The following is a 21,222-nucleotide window of genomic DNA, read 5'->3' as shown; positions in this document are numbered from 1 at the left end:
GGGACGAGCCGTGACTGTTACCTGTAGCCCCGACCGGATTCGAACCGGCGCTACCGCCTTGAGAGGGCGGCGTCCTGGGCCGCTAGACGACGGGGCCAGAACTTCCTGGTTCACCGCCGTCTCCGGCGGTGCGGCAGTAGTCTAGCGGCGTTTCCGCGCGCTGGATCATCGGGGTGGGGTGGGATCGGCGTGCCGGCCGTGAGCGGTACCGGAGGGTCTGCCTGAGCTGGTCTTTCTGCATCCGTGCCCATCCGGCGAGGGACCTGACCAGCCGGGGAACGGAACGCGAGGAACCTGGCCAGTCGGGGCAGGGAGCATTGGGGGGGCCGGAAAGCGAAACGGCTCGTCCCGAGTGGGACGAGCCGTGACTGTTACCTGTAGCCCCGACCGGATTCGAACCGGCGCTACCGCCTTGAGAGGGCGGCGTCCTGGGCCGCTAGACGACGGGGCCAGAACAAATGCGACACCACCTTAGCGGTGGTGCCGCCGAACTCTACCAGACCTTCCGGCCGAATCCCTTGCGGATCTTCGGCCGGATTCCTACCAGAATCCAGCGTCCTCGGTTCTCACGAACCTCGGCTGCGCTGGGGTACCAGGACTCGAACCTAGACTAACTGAACCAGAATCAGTTGGGCTGCCAATTACCCCATACCCCATCGGCCCCTTGCGGCGCCGGGATCAAACCTTACCCTCCCGGCACCGGGAGGCCAAATCGACTTCCCCAAACCGCATCTGACCTGCTGAAACGCCCCGGTCAGGTCGCGGATACCACCGGATTGGTCAGGTCGCCGATCCCCTCGATCCGGACGGTCACCGTATCCCCGTCCACGAGCGGGCTAACCCCCGCCGGGGTGCCGGTCAGCACGACGTCGCCCGGCAGCAGGGTCATCACGTGCGAGATGTACGACACCAGAGCGGGCACGTCGAAGACCATGTCCCGGGTACGGCCCAGCTGACGGACCTCCATCTCCTCCGGGTCGGGTCCCACCTCACACCGGATCTCCAGGTCGCTCACGTCGAGGCCGGTGCTGATCCAGGGCCCGATCGGGCAGAACGAGTCGAATCCCTTGGCGCGGGTCCACTGGCTGTCGGAGCGTTGCAGATCCCGGGCGGTGACGTCGTTGGCGCAGGTGTAACCGAAGATGGCCCGCTGGGCTGCGGCCCGATCGGCGCGGCGGGCGCCGGGAGCGCCGATCACCACGGCCAGCTCCGCCTCGTGCTCGACCTGCTTGCTGAACTCGGGCAGCCGGATCGCGTCGCGGGGACCGATGACTGAGGTGGAGGGTTTGAGGAACAGCAGCGGCTCACTCGGCACCTCGCTGCCGTGCTCGGCGGCGTGCTCGGCGTAGTTGCGGCCGACGCAGACCACCTTGCTGGGCAGGATCGGTGAGAGCAGGCGGACGTCGGACAGCGCCCACCGGGCACCGCTGAACGTTATCTGGCCGAACGGGTGCCCGGAGATCTCGGCGATGGTGAGCCCTTCCGGACCCGCCTCCGGCTCTCCCTCGACGACCCCGAACGACATTCCCTTGGCATGAGCGAAACGAGCGATACGCACCCCGCCAATCTAGCCCCGCCCCCGGACCAGCTGCGGCAGCTTACCCCCGACAGTCACCCTCGGTGCCGGATTCACCGCTTCGTACCCGCCCGACGACGTCGCCCACCTAGCGTCGGCGGCGGAGGTTCGTTCGTATGCCTGCATCGACACGACACCAAAAGGCCCTCGCGGCGATCGTGCACTGCGTGGGGTTTCTCACCGCTGCCGTACCGGCGTTGCCGGCGCTCACCACCGCGGACGCCGCGGCGGCCGGGCGTCCGCACCCGGCAGCGGCGACGGCGGAACCCACGATGCCCTCGGCGCCGCCGGCCGTACCGACTCCGACGAGGGTCGCCTCGCCGGCGCCGAAGCCGAAGGTCAGCGTGATGGTCGCACCGGCGAGCACCCCGCAACCCGGCTACCGGATCGAGGTGCGCAACGCCGGCAACGCCCCGGTGGACACCACAGTGCGCCAGGAATTACCCCAGGGGGTGTCGGCGACCGCGATCAGCGACGGCGGTCGGGAGGTACGCCCCGGCGGGTCGGCAGCGACCGAGGTGACCTGGCGGGTGAAGCTGCCGCCGCGCAGCACCACCACGCTGGACACCACGCTTACCGGAGCGGCGGCCCGGCAACCGGTGACCGCCCCGGCGTGCGCCTTCGCCGTCGACGGTCGTCAGCCGTACGACTGTGCGACCGCCACCTGGACGGCCCCGGGCGCTGCCGCGGCGGCCCCCTCGACGCAGAACTCGGGGTGGCGCGGTCAGGTCCCCGCGCTGCTGGCCGGCGCGGCCGTCCTGCTGGCCCTCGCCGTGGTGGGGTTCGTCACCTGGCGACGTCGGCGGCCCCCGGTCGCGGCCGCGCTGGCCTCGGACGGGCCGGGGCGGATCTATCCCCGACCGGCCGCGCCCCGACCCACCACACGTCGGCGTACCCCGCCGGTCTGGTTGATCGTGCCGGTGGCCGCGACGGTGCTGGCGGCCACGCTCGGCACCGCCGCGTGGACCGCCACCCGGCGGGTCGCCGCGATCGACACCGACAGCCAGCCGACAAACGGGGCGTGGAAGGGCAGCGGGGTCAGCGGTGGGCTGGGCGTGCCGCTGCGCGAGGACGCGTTCGAGTTCACCGTCTACCGGATGACCTGCGATCCGGGTCAGGGTGCCCGGCAGTGCCAGGCCACGGTCGGGGTCCGGAACCTGGCCCCGGAGCACCACAGCTGGCACGGCAAGCTGCAACGGGCGTACCTGGCGAACGGCAACTGGGTGACCACCGACGAGCAGGCCACCCGGCGGGCCAACCAGGGGCGGGACGTCTTCGCCGAGCCGATGGCGGCGGGTAGCCGGCTGGTGCTGCCGCTGGTCTTCACCGTCAACGGCAACGAGGCGCCGCAGCGACTGGAACTGCGCAGCGGGGTCTTCTCCGCCGGAGTGCGGGTGGACGTGCCCTGATCAGCGGGCCGGCGGCGGTCGTACCCTGGGACGGTGACCGCCGCCTGCGCCCCCGCCGGCTCCGACCGCCTGCCGGCTGCCGTCTGGCTGCCCCGCGCACGGGCGCACGAGGAGCGTGCCGACGGCCTCACCGCCGCGCACCGCGGGCGTCGGGCCGCGCGGCAACGCCACGCGATCGACGACTTCCTGTACGAGTACTACGGCACCAGGCCATCGGTGCTGCGGCGCTGGCATCCCGGGGTGGGCGTACGGCTGGAGCCGGGACCGGACGGCCCGGCACCGAACGGGCAGTGGCGGTGGTACGTCACCGACTCCGACGGCGTGGTCGGTTTCGACGCGGCGGCGTTCCTCGCCGACCGGGCCGAATCGGTACGCTTCATCAGCCGCCTGCTCTCCGCGATCGCCACCCGCCCGGCCTTCACCGGCTGCTTCGGGTTGCACGAGTGGGCGATGGTCTACCGCCAACGCGAGCACCGGCACCCGCTCCCGCTGCGACTCGGCCAGGACGGCACCGACGCGGTGGTCGAGGCGCACCAGATCAGGTGCTCGCACTTCGACGCGTTCCGGTTCTTCACCCCCGAGGCCGTCGGCCTGAACCGGTTGCGGCCCACCCGCGCCAGCCAGGTCGACCTCGACCAGCCCGGCTGCCTGCACGCCGCGATGGACTGTCACAAGTGGGCGACCAAGCTCGGCCCCGCGGTGCCTGGCGAGCTGGCGTTGGACTGCTTCGAGCTGGCCCGGGACATCCGGCTGCTGGACATGCAGGCGTCGCCGTACGACCTTTCGTCCTACGGGGAGCCGGCGGTGGCCATCGAGACGCCGGAGGGCAAGGCCGAGTACGTGACGCGGCAACGCGAGTTCGCGGAGCGCGCCGGTCGACTCCGGGATCGGCTGATCGAGGTCTGCGCGACGCTGCTGGAGACAGTGGAGCAACCGACGCCGGCCTGACGCGCGAACGCCGGGCCGAACCGAGGCTGCGGGTCGCGCCGACGCCGAGCCGGCCCGAGGTTGCGGGGCCAGCTGGCCGGTAGCGCCGCGTGACTAGTCGCCGTCCACCCGGCGGTCGCGCTTGCGCTGGGAACGGCGTTTCTTGTCGGCCAGCCGCCGTTCCTTGGCCCCACGCGACGGCCTGGTCGGCCGGCGCGGCGGTGGTGGTGGGGCGACCGCCTCACGCAGCAGCGCCACCAACCGCTCCCGGGCCGCCTCCCGGTTGGCCAACTGGGCCCGGTGCTCGCTGGCGGCGATGGTCAGCACGCCGTTGACCAGCCGCCCGGCGAGCCGGTCCAGCGCCCGGGCCCGCAGCGACTCCGGCAGGCTGGGCGAGCCGGCCAGGTCGAAGCTCAGCTCCACCCGGGAGTCGGCGGTGTTGACGCCCTGCCCGCCCGGCCCGGATGACCGGGAGAAGCGCTCCCGCAGCTCAGCGGCGGGCACGACCCACCGATCGGTCACCCGCAGTCCGTCGTCCACGCCCTGAGGCTAGCGCCCCGGCCGCTCGTCGGGAGTACTGCTCGGATTCGGTGGCGCGGGTTCCGACCCGTCGTCGCCACCGGCTGCGGCGTAGGCAACCGCCCCGATCAGCAGCAGCAGGATCACCCCGATCTTCGTGGTGACCACTTTGATCAGCAGCCAGGCGGCACGGCGGGCGCCGGGCACGGTCTTCTTGGCGGTCTGGTAGTCGCTCCACCCCCGCCGCGCGCGGGCGTACGACGAGCCCACGCCAGTTCCGATGATGAGGCCCACCAGCAGGAGGACCGCGATGAGAGGACGCTCCACCCACGCCAGTATCCATACTCAGCGTAATATTTCCATTCTCCGATCACTGATCGCTGGAACCCGACAGTTCGCCCGATCTCCCCGTAATCGGACAGTTACCCTCCGTGATTTCAGCCGCCCTTGCCGATGATCGTGTCGGCGGTCTGCTGCACCTGTTCGATGGGGATGGCGAAGCCGATGCCGATCGAGCCGTTGCCGTCGATGGTGGCGATGGCGGTGTTCACCCCGACCACCTCGCCTCGGGCGTTGACCAGTGGGCCACCGGAGTTTCCGGGGTTGATCGAGGCGTCGGTCTGCACCGCCCGGTGCCGGTTGTCGCCGAGGCGCACCTGACGGTCGAGCGCGCTGACGATCCCGGCGGTGACCGTGCCGGACAGCCCGAGCGGCGACCCGACGGCCAGCACCGGCTCACCGACCCGGGTCGAGCCCGGCTTGGCCAGCGGCAGCGACGCCAGCCCGGCGGACGCCGGCACCTTCAGCACCGCCAGGTCGCTGCCCGGTTCCCGACCGACCACCTCGGCGCCGAACCGGCGGCCGTCCGGCAGTTCCACGGTCACCGGGCCACTGCGCCCCTTGGCCAGGATGTGGTCGTTGGTGATGATGTGCTGCTCGGAGTCGACGGCGAAGCCGGAACCGGTGGCGCCTCCCACCAGCACCGACACCACCCCGGGCACGGTCTTCTCGGCGGCGGTGACCAGTTCGGCCGGCACCGGCGCGGCCGACGCCGCGGCCGGTTCGGGCAATCCCCTACTGGCCACCCAACCGCCGGCCACCGCCCCCGAGCCGGTCGACAGGGCCAGCACCGCCAGCCCGGCCATCAGCCGACGACGCCAACCCCACGCCGCCCCGTCGCGCGTCCCGGCGGCCTGCCCCGTCCCGTCCCGGCCGTACGGGTCGAATTCCGGCGAGACGAACCAGGGTCCACGGGGCTCGCCCAGCCCGGTCTGCACTGCCATACCTACGCTCCTCACGTCTGCGGCCGCTGCCGCCGGCGAGCCGACACCGGTCCCGCCGGCCGATGCCGGTCAAGCCGGGTCAGGGCAGGCGGGAAAACCAGCGCATCGAGCCGAACGCCGCGCCCATCGCGAACACCAACCCGAGCCCGATGAACCGGGCCGAGATGTCCTGCCGTTCCTTGCGCCAACCCACCGAACTGCCGATGTCGTCGTAGACGGCATGCAACTCGTCGCTCGTGTCGGCCTGGTGGAAGGCGCCCCCGGTCTGCTCGGCCACGGCCTGCAACGTCTCCCCGTCCACCGGCACCTGGATCGGCCGCCCGCCCCGGTCCACGAAGCCACCCGGCGTACCGAACGAGATGGTGTGCACCGGCACCTCCAAGGCGACCGCCTCGGCGGCGGCCTCCATCGGATCCATGCCGGAGGTGTTCGCACCGTCGGAGAGCACGATGATCCGGGCCGGCGGCGGTTGCGTGGTGGCCTGCTCGTCCAACGCCTTGACCGCGCCCAGCGAGGTGCTGATCGCCTCCCCGATCGCCGTGCCCTGCACCCCGGTGATGCCCTCGGCGAGACGCCGGATCCCGTCGTGCAGCGCCTCCCGGTCGGTGCTCGGCGGGACCAGCACGGCGGCGCTGCCGGCGAAGGCCACCAGCCCGACGTTGAACTCCCTGGGCAGCCCGTCGACGAAGTCCCGGGCGGCGCTCTTTGCCGCACTGAGCCGATCCGGGTCAACGTCGGTGGCGAGCATCGAGGTGGAGACGTCCACGGCGACCATCACGGTGGCGCGTTCCCGGGGCACCCGCACCTCGGCCGTCGGCCGGGCGAAGCCGACCACGAGCAACGCCAGCATGGCCAGGAAGAGACCGGCCGGCAGGTGTCGACGCCAGGTCGGGCGCTGGGGTGCCACCCGGTCGAGCAGGCGCAGGTTGGTGAAGCGGACGGCGTACCGGCTGCGGCGGCGCTGCGCCATCAGGTAGGCCACGGCCAGGGCGGCCACGCCGAGCAGCAGCCAGAGCCGGATGGGCGACTCCCAGATCATGCCGCGCCTCCCCGCCTCGGTGCGGCCGGCGCCAGGGCCAGGCGACGCTGGGTGTGCACGTGCCGCACGATGTCGGCCGCCCAGTCCCGGTCGGTACGCAACGCGAGGTGGGTCGCCCCGGCCCGGCGCAGCGCCTGCCGGAGTTGGTCCCGCTGCGCGGCGGCGGCTGCCGCGTACCGTTCGCGCAGCCCCGGATCGCCGGTCCACACCTCGCGTCGCCGGCCCGTCTCGGGATCGGCGAGCGTGATCAGTCCGACGTCCGGCAGTTCCAGTTCACGGGGGTCGACGACCTCCACCGCGAGCACCTGATGCCGCACCGACAACCGGCGCAGCGGACGTTCCCAGGTGGCCGGTGAGCGTGGATCGTCGGGCAGCCCGTCCAGAAAGTCCGAGATCACCACCACCAGACCTCGCCGGTTGGCCGTCCGGTGCACCGCCGCCAACGCCGCGGACAGGTCGACCTCGTCGGCCGTCCGGTGGCCGTCCGGCTCACCGGCCTGTCGGGGCGCGGCCAGCAGCCCGCGCAGCAGCCCGACCAGGTGGCTGCGTCCGCCCCGGGCCGGCACCCGGTGCAGCCCGTACGGGGTGAGCACCTGCGCGCCGAGCCGGTTTCCCGCCCCGGCGGTCAGGAAGCCGATGGCGGCGACCGCTGCCACGGCCAGTTCCCGCTTGTCCAGGTCGGCGGTGCCGTACTCCATGCTGGGGCTGGCGTCGACCAGCAGCCAGGTGGTCAGCTCCCGGTCGGCGTCGACCTCCCGCACGTGCGGGACGGTGGTCCGGGCGGTCACCGACCAGTCCATCCGCCGTACCTCGTCCTCACCGGGCCGGTACTCGCGGCTGCCGGCGGGTTCACTTCCCGGTCCGGGCAGCAGCCCCCGACGTTCGCCGTGCAGCAGGCCGTCGAGGCGGCGGGTGACGGTGAGTTCGAGCCGGCGCAGCCGCTGGTTCGGGGTGAGGTCGGTGAGCGTCGGGTCCGCCGCCACGGGCACCGGGACGCGCCCGCGTCTCATCACGCGGCCGCCAGATCGGCGACGTACTCCGGCTGACCGTTGGCCACCCTCGGCGGCGGCACCACCTCGACCAGTCGGTGCACCACCGACTCGGCGCTGATCCCGTCGGCGACCGCGTCGAAGGAGAGCACCAGCCGGTGGGCCAGCACGTCCACGGCCAGGTCCCGCACGTCGTCCGGCAGCACGTACTCCCGGCCACGGAGCAGGGCGCGGGCCCGCGCGGCGGCAACCAGGCCGAGGGTGGCGCGCGGGCTGGCACCGTACGCGAGCAGGGGGACGATCTCCGGCATGCCGTACCGGGCCGGGTCGCGGGTGGCCAGGATGAGCCGGACGACGTACTCGGCGATGGCGTGGTGGACGAAGACCTGCCGGGCCTGGAGCTGGAGTTCCCGCAACCGGTCCGGCCGCAGCACCTGGTACGGCCGGGGACGGTCGGCGCTCATCCGGTAGAGGATGGCCAACTCGTCGGCGCCGTCCGGATAGTCGACGACGATCTTCATGAGGAAGCGGTCCCGCTGCGCCTCGGGCAGCTGGTAGACCCCCTCCGACTCGATCGGGTTCTGGGTGGCCAGCACGAGGAAGGGCTCCGGCACCGGGTAGCTGCGCCCACCGATGGAGACCTGACGTTCGGCCATCGCCTCCAGCAGCGCCGACTGCACCTTCGCCGGAGCCCTGTTGATCTCGTCGGCCAGCACCAGGTTGGCCATGATCGGGCCGAGCTCGACGTCGAAGCTCTCCTTCGAGGCCCGGTAGATGCGGGTGCCGACGATGTCCGAGGGCACCAGGTCGGGGGTGAACTGGATCCGGGAGAAGGTGCCGCCGACGACCGTCGCGAGGGTCTGCGCGGCAAGTGTCTTGGCCACCCCGGGAACGCCTTCCAGCAGACAGTGCCCGTCGGCGAGCAGGGCGGTGAGCAGGCGATCGACGAGCTGATCCTGCCCGACGATCACCCGTCTGACCTCGTCGAGCGTCTGCTCCAGCTCGGCCGCGGTCGCGTCCGGATCGGCCGGGCTGGGCAGGCTGGCCATGGTGTCCGAGATGTCCGTCACGGTGCTTGCTTCCCGAGCCGGGCGTCGGACAAACGTCGGAATTTCCGGCCTTCACGCACCCAGACCGCGCGGCAACGCCGTTACGACCTGGATCGGGCCGGAGCACGCAGAGCCGGTCGGGCAGCACCGCCGAGGAGGTAACCGGGCACGGCGCGTACCGTCGCCGGCCCCCACGGGAGGGACCGGCGACGGCACGGCTGGATCAGCGGTGTACGAGAAGGTGGAACGGCAGGTCGGCGGGGCTGCCGGTGGAGTTGCGGGTCTGGATGAAGACGCCGTTGGGGGTCTGCAGGCGAGCGGCCACCACGGCCTCCCCACCCGCCGGGATGCAGCACGCGTCCGGCCGGCCGATCGTGGCGACGTAGACGCCGCCGGTGACGTTGGAACCGAACTGCACCTCGTACTGCCCGACGCCGTACTTGATGACCACGCCGTCACCGCGCGCCTTGGTGCCGTTGCCGTTGACCGCCGTGGCGTAGAAGCCGACCGCCTGGGTGCTGATCGAGTCGCCCTTGGCCAACGTGGCCTTGGCGCTCTTCAGCGACGCTGCGGTGACCGCCGGCTGCTTGCCACCACGAGCGGCCGTCTCGACTGCACCGGTCGTGGGCTTCGCCGCAGCGATCCCGCCACCGGCCAGGGCCAGCGCCAGGGCTGCGATCGCCACCGCAGCCGCCTTACGTCGGAAAAAACCGGTCATGACAAATCTCCTTGTGACCGTGGGGATGCGGCCGACCCACCAGATGGGGATCGGATATTGCCTGACTCCAGGCGGGCGACAATGAGCGGAAACCCGGTGGGGATCACGCCTTCAGAGGACCGACCAAATAGTGGCGAACATGGGGCCTGACCTGGGATTTCCACCCCCGACATACCGCCCGACCAGCAGAAACGTAACACCGGAAAACGCCAATGGTCAACGTTCGATCATGGACAGAATCAACCGGGCGAATTCCCGTGGCAATAATGAAAAGCGAAGGATCGCTCATTCATGAAATTGGTTTGATCGCGCCCGACCGCCCGCTGCCGTTCTTTCGTCGGCACCCTGCGCGGCATCGACCCAGTAGCCTCACGCTGTGAAGATCACCGACGCGGGACGCCGACGGATCGGCACCGCGATCTGCTGGCTCGCCGTGGCACCGGGCGCCGGCTGGGCCCTCGCCCGAGTGGCCGGCCTGGACCGGGGAGCGCTTGTGCAGTTGCTGGCGTTCACGCCGTACGCGCTGCTCGGAAGTCTGGTGCCACTGCTGCTCGCGCTCGCCCTGCGGCGTCGCTGGCCGGCGGTGGTCGCGGCGGTGGTCACCACGACGCTTGTCGCGGTGGTGGCGCCCCGGGCGCTGCCGTCGACGCAGCCGGCGGTCACCGGTCCGACGGTACGGCTGCTCACCGCCAACCTGCTGGCCGGCGCCGCCGACCCGGCCGCGGTGGTCGACCTGGTCCGCACCGAGCAGGTCGACGTGCTGGTCGTGCAGGAGTTCACCCCGTCGGCGCAGGCCGAACTGGACCGGCTCGGCCTCGACCGGCTGCTGCCGTACCGGCACCTCAACCCGGTGGTGGGCACGCCCGGCTCGGGTCTGTACGCCCGGCATCCGATCAGCGGCGGCGGCATCCGCCCGCTGCGCGGTGCCTGGGGTTTCACCCAGGCGTACGCGACGGTCGCCGTTCCGGGCGCACCCGAGGTACGCGTCGAGTCGGCGCACCCGGCGGCACCGTACGCGCTGGACCAGAACGGTTACTGGCGCACCGACCTGGCCGCCCAACCACCGGCCACCCCGCAGGGGGCGCTGAGCATCCTCGCCGGAGACTTCAACGCCACCCTCGACCACGGGCCGCTACGTGCGCTGCTGCGTACCGGCTACGTCGACGCCGCCGCGGCGGTCGGAGCCGGGCTCGTCGGGACCTGGGGGCCGTACGACGGCGACCGCATCCCGCCCGTCACGATCGACCACGTGCTGGTCGACCGGCGCATCGCGGTACGCGACGTGAGCGTCCGCCCGCTGCCCGGCAGCGACCACCGCATGATCCTGGCCGAACTGGCCCTTCCTCACGCCCTGCCGAGGCCGTAGGTGAGGGCGTCGACAAGCGCGTGCCAGCTCGCCTCGACCACGTTGGGGTGCACGCCGACCGTGGTCCAGCCGCCGCCACGGCCGTTCGCCGTCTCGACCAGCACCCGGGTCACCGCCCCGGTGCCGTGGCTGCCCTCCAGGATGCGCACCTTGTAGTCGGCCAGCTCGAACTCCCGCAACTCCGGGTAGTGGCGGCCCAGGCCGACCCGCAGCGCCTCGTCGAGGGCGTTGACCGGACCGTTGCCCTCCGCCGTGGCGATCACCCGCTCACCGCGTACCCGGATCTTCACAGTCGCCTCGGAGACCACCGCGCCGTCCTCGCGGTGCTCGACCAGCACCCGGTACGACTCCAGCGCGAACGGCCGTACCGGCGCGGCGTCCGGCAGTTCGGAGCGGACCAGCAGCTCGAACGAGGCGTCCGCGGCCTCGAACGACCAGCCGCCGGCCTCCAGCTCCTTGACCCGGTTGGTGACCCGGGACAGCGCCTCCGGATGGCCGGCCAGATCCAGCCCGAGCTCGCGACTCTTGAGCTCGATGCTGGCCCGGCCGGCCATCTCGGTGACGAGGATCCGCATGTCGTTGCCCACCACCTCGGGTTCGACGTGGTTGTAGAGCAGCGGATCCACCTTGATCGCACTCGCGTGCAGTCCCGCCTTGTGAGCGAAGGCTGCGGCCCCTGCATACGCCTGGTGGATGTCGGGGGCGATGTTTGCGATCTCAGCGATGGCGTGGGAGACCCGCACCATCTGCTCCAGGCAGCCCTCCGGTAGGACCGGCAGCCCGAGCTTGAGTTGAAGGTTCGCGACGACCGCGAAGATGTCGGCGTTGCCCGGCCGCTCGCCGTACCCGTTGGCGGTGCCCTGCACGTGGCGGACCCCGGCCTCGACGGCGGCGATGGTGTTGGCCACCGCGCAGGCGGTGTCGTTCTGGGCGTGCATGCCGAGCAGTTCGGGGGCCACCCCGATGCGGTCGGTCAGGTCGGTGATGGCCGCCGTGACCTGCGAGGGCAGCATTCCGCCGTTGGTGTCGCAGAGCACGAACCGCTCGGCGCCCGCGGCGAGGGCGGTCTCCACCACCGACGCCGTGTACGCCGGATCATGGCGGTAGCCGTCGTAGAAGTGCTCCCCGTCGACGAAGACCCGACGGCCCTCGGCGACCAGGTGGGTGACCGTGTCGTGGATCATCGCCAGGTTCTCCTTGGCGGTGGTCCGCAGTGCCCGCTCGACGTGTCGCAGGTCGGCCTTGGCGACCAGGGCGATCGCCGGGGTCTGCGCCTCCAGCAGGCCACGCACCTGGGGATCGTCGGCGGCGACCGTGTTGGCCCGGCGGGTCGCACCGAAGGCGACGAGCACCGCGTGCCGCAGCTCCAGTTCGGTACGCGCCCGGCGGAAGAACTCGGTGTCCTTGGGCACCGCGCCCGGCCAGCCACCCTCGATGAACCCGACGCCGAACTCGTCGAGCAGCCGCGCCACGGCGAGCTTGTCGACCACCGAGTAGCTGACCCCCTCGCGCTGGGCACCGTCGCGCAGGGTCGTGTCGTACACCTGGAACGTCATGGGGATCCCCTTCATCTGGCACCGGCCGGCGCAACAAAAAGACCCCCCGCGGGTGCGGGAGGTCTGCGCGCTCGGCGGAGGGAAGGCCGGCGCGCTAGTTGCCAATAATGCGGGCGGTGCTGTTCACGCTCTGCACTCTGCCACTCGGAAGCGGATCTGGGAGGCAGAATCCACATCTCGGGACGATGAGTTGGGTCTCATTCGGTGTCACGGGTGTAGGCCGAGTCGTGCGGGGTAGGAGTTTTCGGGACAACGAAACACGTACCTCCGAGACGACTGATCAAGTCGAGGCAGGAGAGATCCCCATGGACAGGCTGAACCCGAACACCACGAACGCCACGCCGGACCCCGCCCTGCGCGCCGTCGACCGCGACGACGTGGTCACGACCGGCGGCGGCGCCACCAGCGCCTTCGACCCGTGGAGCTACCGCGACGACGCCGGCGTCGCCGGCACCAACCTGATCGGCTACAAGGTCGAGGCCACGGACGGCTCGATCGGCAAGATCGACAGCGACAGCAGCGAGGTCAACGCCAGCTACCTGGTGGTCGACACCGGGCCGTGGATCTTCGGCAAGAAGGTCATGCTGCCGGCCGGTACGGTCAACCACGTCGACCACGACGAGCAGAAGGTCTTCGTCGACCGCAGCAAGGACCAGATCAAGGCCGCGCCGGAGTACGACGACACGATCAACGACCCGTCGTACCGGGACAAGCTCGGCGGGTACTACAACGACACCTACGCCGCGACCCCGCCCGGTGGGCTCCGCTGAGGCAACCTGACGCACTGAAATCACGGTAACGGCCGGTGGGAATGGCTCTCACCGGCCGTTACCGTGTCCGGATGGACGCGACTGAAGACAGACGCAGAATCCCCTTCACCGCGATGTTCAACTTCCGCGACGTGGGCGGCTATCGCGGCCTGGACGGACGCACGGTGCCCTACGGCCGGCTGTACCGCTCCGACTCCCTGCACCGGATGGACAGCGCGGACCGGGACGCGTTCAGCGCCCTCGGCGTACGCACGGTCGTCGACCTGCGTCGCCCGCAGGAGGTCGAACGCGACGGCCGGGTCCCCGACCTCGACGGTCTGGCCTACCGCCACATCCATCCCGAGCACGCGGACTGGTCCACCCAGCCGTACCAGCCGGAGCAGGATCTCGCCCGCTACCTCGCCGACCGGTACGCCGACCTGGCCCGTACCGGCACCACCGGGCTCGCCCAGGCGATCGGCCTGATCGCCGACAGCGCCAACGCGCCGGTGGTGGTGCACTGCGTGGCGGGCAAGGACCGCACCGGCATCGTCTGCGGCCTCACCCTCGCGGTGCTCGGCGTCGACGACGCCGAGATCGCTGCGGACTACGCGCTGAGCAGCGAGGCGTCACAGCGCTTCGCCGCCTGGATCGCCACCGCCTACCCCCACCTGCCCGAGCTGCCCGCCGCCTTCCTGGCCTCACCGGCCGAGACGATGCTGCTGTTCCTGGCCGAGATCCGGGAAGGGTACGGGTCGGTCGACGACTACCTGCGCCACACCGGGGTCACCGACGAGCAACTCGCCGCGCTCCGCACCCACCTGCTCGGCTGAGCCGACGCTCGGCGTCCACGGCAGGTCGTGTTAAGAAGGGGCCCCTGCACCACCTCAGGCGTTAACAAGGGGCCCTTCCTTACCGCTCAGAGCGTCTAGAGGACGCGGTGCACCCAGTTCTGGGGGTCGGCGGCCTTGCCGCGCTGGAGGTCGACAAGTTGCTGGCGCAGCGCCATGGTGACCGTGCCGGGCTCGCCACCGCCCATGGTGAACTCCCCCTCCGGGAAGCGGACCCGACCGATGGGGGTGATCACCGCAGCGGTGCCGCAGGCGAAGACCTCGCGCAGCCGACCGCTTGTCGCGTCCGCCTGCCAGTCGGCGAAGCTCACCGGCCGTTCCTGCACGGTGTGGCCGGCCGCCGAGGCCAGGGTGAGCACCGACTCCCGGGTGATGCCGGGCAGGATCGTGCCGGTCAGCGGTGGGGTCACCACCGAGCCGTCGTCGTAGACGAAGAAGACGTTCATGCCGCCCAGTTCGTCGACGTACCGGCGCTCCACCGCGTCGAGGAAGACCACCTGCTCGCAGCCGTGCTCGGCGGCCTCGGCCTGGGCGGCCAGCGAGGCCGCGTAGTTGCCGCCGCACTTCGCCGCGCCGGTGCCGCCGGGGGCGGCACGGGTGTAGTCGGGCGACACCCAGACCGTCACCGGCTTGACCCCGCCGGAGAAGTACGCGCCCACTGGCGAGGCGATCACCACGTAGAGGTACTCGTTGGCCGGGCGGACGCCGAGGAACACCTCGCTGGCGAACATGAACGGCCGCAGGTAGAGGCTGCCGTCCTCGCCCTCCGGAATCCACTCGCGGTCGATCTCGATCAGCCGGTGCAGCGAGTCGACGAAGGTCTGCTCGGGCAGCGTCGGCATGGCCATCCGGGTGGCCGAGGTGTTGAACCGGGCCGCGTTGGCGTACGGCCGGAACATCGTCACCCCGCCGTCGGCCGTGCGGTACGCCTTCATCCCCTCGAAGATCTCCTGCGCGTAGTGCAGCGCCGCGCTGGCGGGATCCATCGGGATCGGCCCCCGCGCCTCGACCCGGGCGTCGTACCAGCCCTTGCCGTCGGCGTAGCGGATGGTGACCATGTGGTCGGTGAAGACCCGGCCGAATCCGGGGTTGGCCAGCAGCGCGGCCCGGTCGGCGGCGGATACCGGCGCGGGATTCGGACGGATCTCGAAGTCGAGCTTGTCACCACCGCTCATCGCGCTGACCTCCCTGGGGGGATGACGGCATGCGCCGACCGCACGCCGCGAAGATATGTGCCAGAAACTTACCCCGAACGGTCGTTCAGCGGGTAGGCGCACCGGTAGGTGGCACCGTCGGGTTCCCGCTTCTGAGACGACCGTCGACCCGGTCGTGATCCGCTACCGCCGGTTACGGCGGCCAGTCGGAGTCAGGCTGCTACCTGGGCGGCGATCCGGTCGCCCACCTCGGCGGTGCGTACCGCCTCGCCCGGGGTACGGGCGGCCAGCTCCGCGCCGACCGCGGCGGCGATCCGGGCTGCGGCGTCGGCGTGCCCGAGCTGGTCGAGCAGCAACGCGGCGGAGAGTACGGCGGCGACCGGGTCGGCCACCCCGCGCCCGGCGATGTCCGGCGCGGAGCCGTGCACCGGCTCGAACATCGACGGGTACGTGCCGTCGGGGTTGATGCTGCCGCTGGCGGCCAGGCCGATCCCGCCGGTGACCGCGGCGGCGATGTCGGTGAGGATGTCACCGAAGAGGTTGTCGGTGACCACCACGTCGTAGCGCTGGGGCTGGGTCACCAGGAACATCGCGGCGGCGTCGACGTGCTGGTACTCGGTGCTCACGTCCGGGTACTCGGCGGCGACCGCCTCGAAGGCACGAGCCCACAGCGAGCCCGCGTGGGTGAGCACGTTGGTCTTGTGCACCAGGGTCACCTTGCGCCGTTCGCGGCGGCTGGCCCGGGCGAAGGCGTCGCGGACCACCCGCTCCACCCCGTGTCGGGTGTTCAGGCTCTCCTCGGTGGCCACCTCGGCCGGGGTGTCGCGGTGCAGCGTGCCACCGGCGCCGGCGTACAGCCCCTCGGTGCCCTCGCGGACGACCACCAGGTCGACCTCGCCGGGCTTGACCGTGGCCAGCGGGCTGGTCACACCGGGCCAGAGCCGCGACGGCCGGAGGTTGACGTACTGGTCGAAGGAGAAGCGCAGCTTGAGCAGCAGGCCCCGCTCCAGCACGCCGGGCGGGACGGTGGGGTCACCGACCGCGCCGAGCAGGATGGCATCGTGCCCGGCCAGCTCGGTCAACACCGAGTCCGGCAGCACCTCGCCGGTGCGGTGGTAACGTGCCGCACCGAGGTCGTACTCGGTTGCCTCGACCCCGGGCAGGACCGCATCGATGACCTTGCGGGCCTCCGCGACCACCTCGGGTCCGATCCCGTCCCCGGCCACCACCGCGATGCGTGCCACGTCCGTCAGCTCCTTCGCTCGTATCGGCTGTACGGTACGCCGCCGTCCCGCCTCCCGGTACGGGTGTTCCACTTTTCGGGATACGAGACACACACAGCAGCTTCTCAGCGTTCGCTCACGCTGCCGTCATCTGCGGTCCCTAACGTGAGCCCGACGGGCTGGGCAGGCCCGGACGACCACCACGAGGGGGTGACTGGTCGTCGAGGGAGGGGCGGACGCGATGTGGACCGACGAGCAGCCACGTACCCGCTGGGTCGACCCGGCGACGTTCCGGTACCGCCGGCCCGACCTGCGCCTGGGCACCCGCGAACCGCGCCCTGACCGTCCCGGCCCGACCACCGGCGACCGGCTCACCGTGCGGCACACGGTTCGCACCTCGACCGCCGACTACACCCTGCTGCTCAACGCACCGGCCTGGCTCGGTCGGCGTGGCGTCGGCGACGCGCTCCGCGACGCGGTGGCCGAACTGCGGGCGATCGACCTCACCTACGGCCCGAACCGTCCGGAGAGCCTGGTGTCCCGGCTGCGCCGGGGCGAGATCAACCCCGAGTCCTACCCGCCGCTGGCGGACCTGGTGGACCGGTGCGGCGCCATGCGGGCCGCCACCGACGGATGGTTCGACGCCTGGGCGGTGCCCGGTGGATTCGACCCCGGTGGCCTGCTCGGCGGGTGGGCGGTCGAGCGGGCCGCGGCCCGGCTGCGCGCCGCCGGAGTCCAGGACTACGCCGTACTGACCGGCGCCGACCTGGTGGTACGCGGTCACGCCGGGCACGGCGGCCCGTGGCGGGTGGCCGTGCACCATCCGACCGACCGCCGCCGGCCGCCGCTGATGCTGGAGATGACGGCGGGCGCGATCGGCACGTCCGGGGTCACCGGCCGTCGCGGGCACGTGGTGGACCCGCACACCGGCGAACCGGCCGACCAGATGGTCGCCGCCACAGTGGTCGGCCCGAATCTCGCGGTCGCCGACGCCTACGCCACCGCGCTGTACGCCGCCGGTCCGAGCGGGCTGAGCTGGTTCCGCTCCGGATCGGACTACCGCGCCCTGATCGCCAACCACTGACCGCCGACCGGGCGGGAGTGCTGCCGGTCCCGGCATCGCCACGGACACGTCCATCGTGGAGAACAGCGATCGGCCTCCACTGCCGCGGCAACGGCTGTGGAGGCCGGTCGACGACGAATGCGCGAGGCTCGCGCAATCGAGGGGTGCGGGCCGGCCAACCGGGACGTCGACCTCGCCACCCGAAGACGGGCCGCGTCGCGAGCTGCCAGAACCGCATCGGTACGCTAGCGAATCCGCGCGTTTCCCGGCAAGGGTTCTACAGGGGACCATCCACCCAGTCCGGTCGACTCGCCGAACGCGTTGTGGTAGGGGCGTTTTCGACAAGGTGAATCGCGGATGGCACGCTGTCGGCCGTGAGTTTCGATCTGAGCGTGTGGGCCCTGGCCGACGGGGCGACGCCTGAGGACGTGCGAGCGGCGGTGCGGCGGTGCCGGGAGGGCCAGCACGGCCAGCGCCAACCGGATCCACGGGTGGTCGCCTTCTACCGGGCGATCACCGCCAGCTACCCCGACCGGCCGGTGGCGGGTAGCCCCTGGGCAGTGGTACCACTGCACGCGGCAGCCGACCATGTCGAGTTGAATCTCGACCCGGCCTGCGCGGACCAGGTGCTGCTCGACATCGAACGGCTGGCCGGAGAGCACCGGCTGATGCTGTTCGACGCCCAGGACGGCTCGGTCTATCCGCCGCCGGTAGCCCGGCTGCCCGGCTGACCATCCCGCCCCGGCACAACTGAGACGGATACGACCAGGGGCCCGGCCGAAGCCGGGCCCCTGGTCGCCATGTGCCTGAAACGGCTACTCGTCGCGCAGGTCCGCCGCGCTGGCCGAGGCCGCGCCGATCGAGTCGGCCGCCGAGGTGAGCAGGTCGGCGCCGAGCGCCTGGTCGACGGTGAGGGTCATCAGCGTCTCGCCGCCGGCTTCCCGACGGGCCACCTGCATCGCCGCGATGTTGATGCCGGCCTCGCCGAGCAGCGTGCCGACGGTGCCGACCACGCCCGGACGGTCGGCGTAGCGGAGGAAGAGCAGGATGCCCTCCGCCCCGATCTCCACGTCGAAGCCGTCCACCTCGGTCAGCTTGATGATGTCCCGGGTGCCGGCGTGGGTCACCGTGCCGGAGACGCTCACCGTACGACCGTCGGGCAGGGCACCGCGTACGGTGACCAGCACCGGGTGCTCCACGGTCTCGGTCTGGGTGGTCAGCGCCACCTCCACGCCACGCTGGGCGGCCAGGTGCGGCGCGTTGACGTAGGTCACCTGCTCCTCCACCACGGAGCTGAACAGGCCCTTGGTGGCGGCGAGCTTGAGCACCGACACGTCGTGGTTGACGATCTCACCGCGTACCTCGACGGTGACGCTGGCGGCGACGCCACCGGCGACCGCGGTGAAGGCCCGGCCGAGCTTCTCGGCCAGCGGCAGCAGCGGGCGTACGTCCTCGGCGACCACGCCACCGGCCTGCACGTTCACCGCGTCCGGCACGAACTCGCCCTGCAACGCCAGCTTCACGCTCTTGGCCACGGCCAGGCCGGCCTTGTCCTGCGCCTCGGCGGTGGAGGCGCCCAGGTGCGGGGTGGCCACCACGTTGTCGAAGGCGAACAGCGGCGAGGAGGTGCACGGCTCCTTGGCGTACACGTCCACGCCGGCACCGGCGACCCGGCCCTCGGCCAGCGCGTTGGCGAGCGCCTGCTCGTCGACCAGCCCGCCGCGGGCGGCGTTGATGATCCGTACGCCCGGCTTGACGATCGACAGCTCCTTCTCACCGATCAGGCCCACGGTCTCCGGGGTCTTCGGCAGGTGGATGGAGATGAAGTCGCTCTCCCGCAGCAGCTCCTCCAGGCCGACCAGGCGCACGCCGAGCTGCGCGGCCCGGGCCGGCTGGATGTACGGGTCGTACGCGATCAGCCGGGTGCCGAACGCGGCGATGCGGGACGCGAACAGCACGCCGATGCGGCCCAGGCCGACGACGCCCACGGTCTTGCCCTGCAGCTCCACGCCGGTGTACTTCGACCGCTTCCACTCCCCCGCCTTGAGCGCGGCGCTGGCGGAGGCGGTGTTGCGGGCGACCGCGAGCAGCAGCGCGACGGCCTGCTCGGCCGCGGAGACGATGTTGGAGGTGGGGGCGTTGACGACCATGACGCCCCGCGCGGTGGCGGCCGGCACCTCGACGTTGTCCAGACCCACGCCCGCCCGGGCCACGACCTTCAGCCGGGGTGCGGCGGCGATCGCCTCGGCGTCAATCTGGGTGGCGCTGCGGACGATGACGGCGTCGGCCTCGGCGAGTGCGGAGAGCAGAGCCGGACGGTCGGTGCCGTCGACGTGCCGGACGTCGAAGTCGTGGGCGAGCACCTCGATTGCGGCAGGAGCGAGTTCTTCGGCGATCAGTACGACAGGAGTCATTGGTCCTCGTAGATGTCGTCAGAGCGGTCGGCCAGCGCTGGACGCTGCGCTGCGCCCGGCGTGGGCTGGGCCATGGCCGTCAGGTGCAGCGGCCTGGAACACCTACCCGCGATCGTAGGGGCCCGGCCGCCCCACATACCCCGCAGTACGGGGTGAGTGCCCTCACAAACCGGACGTGACGTGCGTGTTAACGCCCGTTGTCCGGCCGCTCACAGCACGGCACCCGCACCCGGCGTCGGGGAGAACGCCGGGTGCGGGTGCCGTTGAGGTGAGACTGCTCTCAGTGCGCCGACGAGACCTCAGGCGGTCTCGGTGATCGGACGGTCCACCCAGCTCATCATGCCGCGCAGCTTGGCACCGGTCTCCTCGATCGGGTGAGCCGCACCCTCGGCCTGCCACTTGCTGAAGTTCGGCCGACCGGCCTCGTCCTCGGCCACCCACTCGCGGGCGAACTCGCCGTTCTGGATCTCACCGAGGATCTTGCGCATCTCGTCCTTGACCCGGCTGTCGATGACCCGCGGGCCCCGGGACAGGTCGCCGTACTCGGCGGTGTCGGAGACGCTGTAGCGCATCCGGGCGATGCCGCCCTCGTACATCAGGTCCACGATCAGCTTCAGCTCGTGCAGGCACTCGAAGTAGGCCACCTCGGGGGCGTAGCCAGCCTCGGTGAGCACCTCGAAGCCGGTCTGCACAAGCGCCGCCGCACCACCGCAGAGCACCGCCTGCTCGCCGAAGAGGTCGGTCTCGGTCTCCTCGGTGAAGGTGGTCCTGATGGCGCCCGCCCGGGTGCCGCCGATGCCCTTGGCGTACGACAGGGCCAGCGCGAGGGCGGTGCCGCTGGCGTCCTGCTCGACGGCGACCAGGCAGGGCACGCCCTTGCCGTCGACGTACTGCCGACGGACCAGGTGGCCGGGGCCCTTCGGGGCGACCATCGCCACGTCCACGTCGGCCGGCGGCTTGATCAGGCCGTAGCGGATGTTGAACCCGTGCCCGAAGAACAGCGCCTTGCCCGCGCTGAGGTTCGGCGCGATCGACTCGGCGTAGATGTGGCGCTGCGCGGTGTCCGGGGCGAGGACCATGATCACGTCGGCCTCGGCCGCCGCGTCGGCCGGGGTGAGCACCCGCAGGCCCTGCTCCTCGGCCTTGGGGCGGCTCTTCGAACCCTCCGGCAGACCGATCACCACGTCGACACCCGAGTCGCGCAGCGACAGCGCGTGGGCGTGGCCCTGGCTGCCGTACCCGATCACGGCGACCTTCTTCGCCTGGATCAGGCCCAGGTCGGCGTCGTCGTCGTAGTAAACCTCAACGCTCATGACTTCCCTTTCGTACGGCGGCCG

20 protein-coding genes and 3 tRNA genes are annotated in these 21,222 nt (G+C 71.4%); 7 read left to right on the top strand and 16 right to left on the bottom strand.

Features of this window, described 5'->3' with window-relative positions; genetic code table 11:
- Positions 1-24 precede the first annotated feature (24 nt).
- The 4 genes from C1A38_RS21420 to C1A38_RS21405 all read right to left on the bottom strand — a co-directional run bounded on the left by C1A38_RS21420 (position 25) and on the right by C1A38_RS21405 (position 1,558).
- Positions 25-97: transfer RNA gene (locus C1A38_RS21420), tRNA-Glu, on the bottom strand.
- 281 nt (positions 98-378) lie between these two features.
- A tRNA-Glu gene (locus C1A38_RS21415) sits at positions 379-451 on the bottom strand.
- 133 nt (positions 452-584) lie between these two features.
- Positions 585-656: transfer RNA gene (locus C1A38_RS21410), tRNA-Gln, on the bottom strand.
- Between the two features lie 98 nt (positions 657-754).
- Complete coding sequence (locus tag C1A38_RS21405) at positions 755-1,558, bottom strand: fumarylacetoacetate hydrolase family protein (protein WP_102659543.1); 804 nt, start codon at positions 1,556-1,558, stop codon at positions 755-757.
- A gap of 134 nt (positions 1,559-1,692) precedes the next feature.
- Between C1A38_RS21405 and C1A38_RS21400 the strand changes: the two genes are divergently transcribed.
- Entirely contained in the window at positions 1,693-2,985 is a 1,293-nt protein-coding gene (locus C1A38_RS21400; protein WP_102659542.1) for a hypothetical protein, read from the top strand.
- A 33-nt stretch (positions 2,986-3,018) separates the two neighbouring features.
- The gene (locus C1A38_RS21395; protein WP_102659541.1) at positions 3,019-3,933 is read left to right on the top strand and encodes a 3-methyladenine DNA glycosylase; all 915 of its coding nucleotides are present in this window, start codon (positions 3,019-3,021) and stop codon (positions 3,931-3,933) included.
- 93 nt (positions 3,934-4,026) lie between these two features.
- On the opposite strand, the gene arfB is transcribed toward C1A38_RS21395, so the two are convergent.
- The 7 genes from arfB to C1A38_RS21360 all read right to left on the bottom strand — a co-directional run bounded on the left by arfB (position 4,027) and on the right by C1A38_RS21360 (position 9,509).
- Positions 4,027-4,452, bottom strand: coding sequence for an alternative ribosome rescue aminoacyl-tRNA hydrolase ArfB (gene arfB, locus C1A38_RS21390; protein WP_013732046.1), 426 nt, complete (start codon positions 4,450-4,452; stop codon positions 4,027-4,029).
- A gap of 9 nt (positions 4,453-4,461) precedes the next feature.
- Positions 4,462-4,758, bottom strand: a complete 297-nt coding sequence (locus C1A38_RS21385; RefSeq protein WP_102659540.1) for a hypothetical protein — start codon at positions 4,756-4,758, stop codon at positions 4,462-4,464.
- A 110-nt stretch (positions 4,759-4,868) separates the two neighbouring features.
- Complete coding sequence (locus tag C1A38_RS21380) at positions 4,869-5,714, bottom strand: S1C family serine protease (RefSeq protein WP_102659539.1); 846 nt, start codon at positions 5,712-5,714, stop codon at positions 4,869-4,871.
- Between the two features lie 79 nt (positions 5,715-5,793).
- Positions 5,794-6,753: a VWA domain-containing protein gene (locus tag C1A38_RS21375; RefSeq protein ID WP_102659538.1), complete on the bottom strand. Its 960-nt coding sequence runs from the start codon at positions 6,751-6,753 to the stop codon at positions 5,794-5,796.
- On the bottom strand, positions 6,750-7,736 hold the full coding sequence (locus C1A38_RS21370) for a DUF58 domain-containing protein (protein ID WP_199180277.1): 987 nt from the start codon (positions 7,734-7,736) through the stop codon (positions 6,750-6,752). The genes C1A38_RS21375 and C1A38_RS21370 overlap by 4 nt, the downstream gene beginning before the upstream one ends.
- A gap of 26 nt (positions 7,737-7,762) precedes the next feature.
- The gene (locus C1A38_RS21365; protein WP_102659536.1) at positions 7,763-8,812 is read right to left on the bottom strand and encodes an AAA family ATPase; all 1,050 of its coding nucleotides are present in this window, start codon (positions 8,810-8,812) and stop codon (positions 7,763-7,765) included.
- A gap of 202 nt (positions 8,813-9,014) precedes the next feature.
- Positions 9,015-9,509, bottom strand: a complete 495-nt coding sequence (locus C1A38_RS21360) for a hypothetical protein (RefSeq protein WP_102659535.1) — start codon at positions 9,507-9,509, stop codon at positions 9,015-9,017.
- A 376-nt stretch (positions 9,510-9,885) separates the two neighbouring features.
- Between C1A38_RS21360 and C1A38_RS21355 the strand changes: the two genes are divergently transcribed.
- Positions 9,886-10,875 (top strand): endonuclease/exonuclease/phosphatase family protein, encoded by a 990-nt coding sequence (locus C1A38_RS21355; protein WP_102659534.1) that lies wholly within the window; start codon positions 9,886-9,888, stop codon positions 10,873-10,875.
- Here the strand turns inward: C1A38_RS21355 and cimA are convergent.
- Positions 10,854-12,431 (bottom strand): citramalate synthase, encoded by a 1,578-nt coding sequence (cimA, locus tag C1A38_RS21350; RefSeq protein WP_102659533.1) that lies wholly within the window; start codon positions 12,429-12,431, stop codon positions 10,854-10,856. The two genes, C1A38_RS21355 and cimA, sit on opposite strands and share 22 nt — an antisense overlap.
- Positions 12,432-12,736: 305 nt before the next feature.
- Here cimA and C1A38_RS21345 point away from each other — a divergent pair, with 305 nt between their 5' ends.
- Positions 12,737-13,201 (top strand): PRC-barrel domain-containing protein, encoded by a 465-nt coding sequence (locus C1A38_RS21345; protein ID WP_199180276.1) that lies wholly within the window; start codon positions 12,737-12,739, stop codon positions 13,199-13,201.
- A 71-nt stretch (positions 13,202-13,272) separates the two neighbouring features.
- A complete protein-coding gene (locus C1A38_RS21340; protein WP_102659546.1) occupies positions 13,273-14,013 on the top strand; it encodes a tyrosine-protein phosphatase in 741 nt (246 codons plus the stop codon).
- A 95-nt stretch (positions 14,014-14,108) separates the two neighbouring features.
- Here C1A38_RS21340 and C1A38_RS21335 read toward each other — a convergent pair whose 3' ends face one another.
- Positions 14,109-15,206, bottom strand: coding sequence for a branched-chain amino acid aminotransferase (locus tag C1A38_RS21335; protein WP_102659532.1), 1,098 nt, complete (start codon positions 15,204-15,206; stop codon positions 14,109-14,111).
- Positions 15,207-15,397: 191 nt separating this feature from the next.
- Positions 15,398-16,429, bottom strand: a complete 1,032-nt coding sequence (locus C1A38_RS21330; protein WP_102659531.1) for a 3-isopropylmalate dehydrogenase — start codon at positions 16,427-16,429, stop codon at positions 15,398-15,400.
- 220 nt (positions 16,430-16,649) lie between these two features.
- Between C1A38_RS21330 and C1A38_RS21325 the strand changes: the two genes are divergently transcribed.
- Entirely contained in the window at positions 16,650-17,492 is an 843-nt protein-coding gene (locus C1A38_RS21325; protein ID WP_102659530.1) for an FAD:protein FMN transferase, read from the top strand.
- 353 nt (positions 17,493-17,845) lie between these two features.
- Entirely contained in the window at positions 17,846-18,202 is a 357-nt protein-coding gene (locus tag C1A38_RS21320; protein WP_102659529.1) for a hypothetical protein, read from the top strand.
- Positions 18,203-18,286: 84 nt separating this feature from the next.
- On the opposite strand, the gene serA is transcribed toward C1A38_RS21320, so the two are convergent.
- Positions 18,287-19,885 carry a phosphoglycerate dehydrogenase gene (gene serA / locus C1A38_RS21315; RefSeq protein ID WP_102659528.1) on the bottom strand — a complete coding sequence of 533 codons (1,599 nt, stop codon included), beginning with the start codon at positions 19,883-19,885 and terminating at the stop codon, positions 18,287-18,289.
- 299 nt (positions 19,886-20,184) lie between these two features.
- Entirely contained in the window at positions 20,185-21,198 is a 1,014-nt protein-coding gene (gene ilvC / locus C1A38_RS21310) for a ketol-acid reductoisomerase (protein WP_102659527.1), read from the bottom strand.
- Positions 21,199-21,222 lie beyond the last annotated feature (24 nt).

Origin of the sequence: Verrucosispora sp. ts21 (assembly GCF_002879555.1) — a bacterium.
Taxonomy (GTDB): domain Bacteria; phylum Actinomycetota; class Actinomycetes; order Mycobacteriales; family Micromonosporaceae; genus Micromonospora; species Micromonospora gifhornensis.
The sequence above is the reverse complement of the archived record's forward strand: the minus strand, read 5'-3'. Positions and strand labels throughout refer to the sequence as shown.

Coding starts and splice junctions, on each gene's coding strand:
- C1A38_RS21400 (WP_102659542.1), top strand. CDS start 1,693: ATGCCTGCATCGACACGACACCAAAAGGCCCTCGCGGCGATCGTGCAC.
- C1A38_RS21380 (WP_102659539.1), bottom strand. CDS start 5,714: ATGGCAGTGCAGACCGGGCTGGGCGAGCCCCGTGGACCCTGGTTCGTC.
- C1A38_RS21375 (WP_102659538.1), bottom strand. CDS start 6,753: ATGATCTGGGAGTCGCCCATCCGGCTCTGGCTGCTGCTCGGCGTGGCC.
- C1A38_RS21360 (WP_102659535.1), bottom strand. CDS start 9,509: ATGACCGGTTTTTTCCGACGTAAGGCGGCTGCGGTGGCGATCGCAGCC.
- cimA (WP_102659533.1), bottom strand. CDS start 12,431: ATGACGTTCCAGGTGTACGACACGACCCTGCGCGACGGTGCCCAGCGC.
- C1A38_RS21345 (WP_199180276.1), top strand. CDS start 12,737: ATGGACAGGCTGAACCCGAACACCACGAACGCCACGCCGGACCCCGCC.
- C1A38_RS21340 (WP_102659546.1), top strand. CDS start 13,273: ATGGACGCGACTGAAGACAGACGCAGAATCCCCTTCACCGCGATGTTC.
- C1A38_RS21335 (WP_102659532.1), bottom strand. CDS start 15,206: ATGAGCGGTGGTGACAAGCTCGACTTCGAGATCCGTCCGAATCCCGCG.
- C1A38_RS21325 (WP_102659530.1), top strand. CDS start 16,650: ATGTGGACCGACGAGCAGCCACGTACCCGCTGGGTCGACCCGGCGACG.
- serA (WP_102659528.1), bottom strand. CDS start 19,885: ATGACTCCTGTCGTACTGATCGCCGAAGAACTCGCTCCTGCCGCAATC.
- ilvC (WP_102659527.1), bottom strand. CDS start 21,198: ATGAGCGTTGAGGTTTACTACGACGACGACGCCGACCTGGGCCTGATC.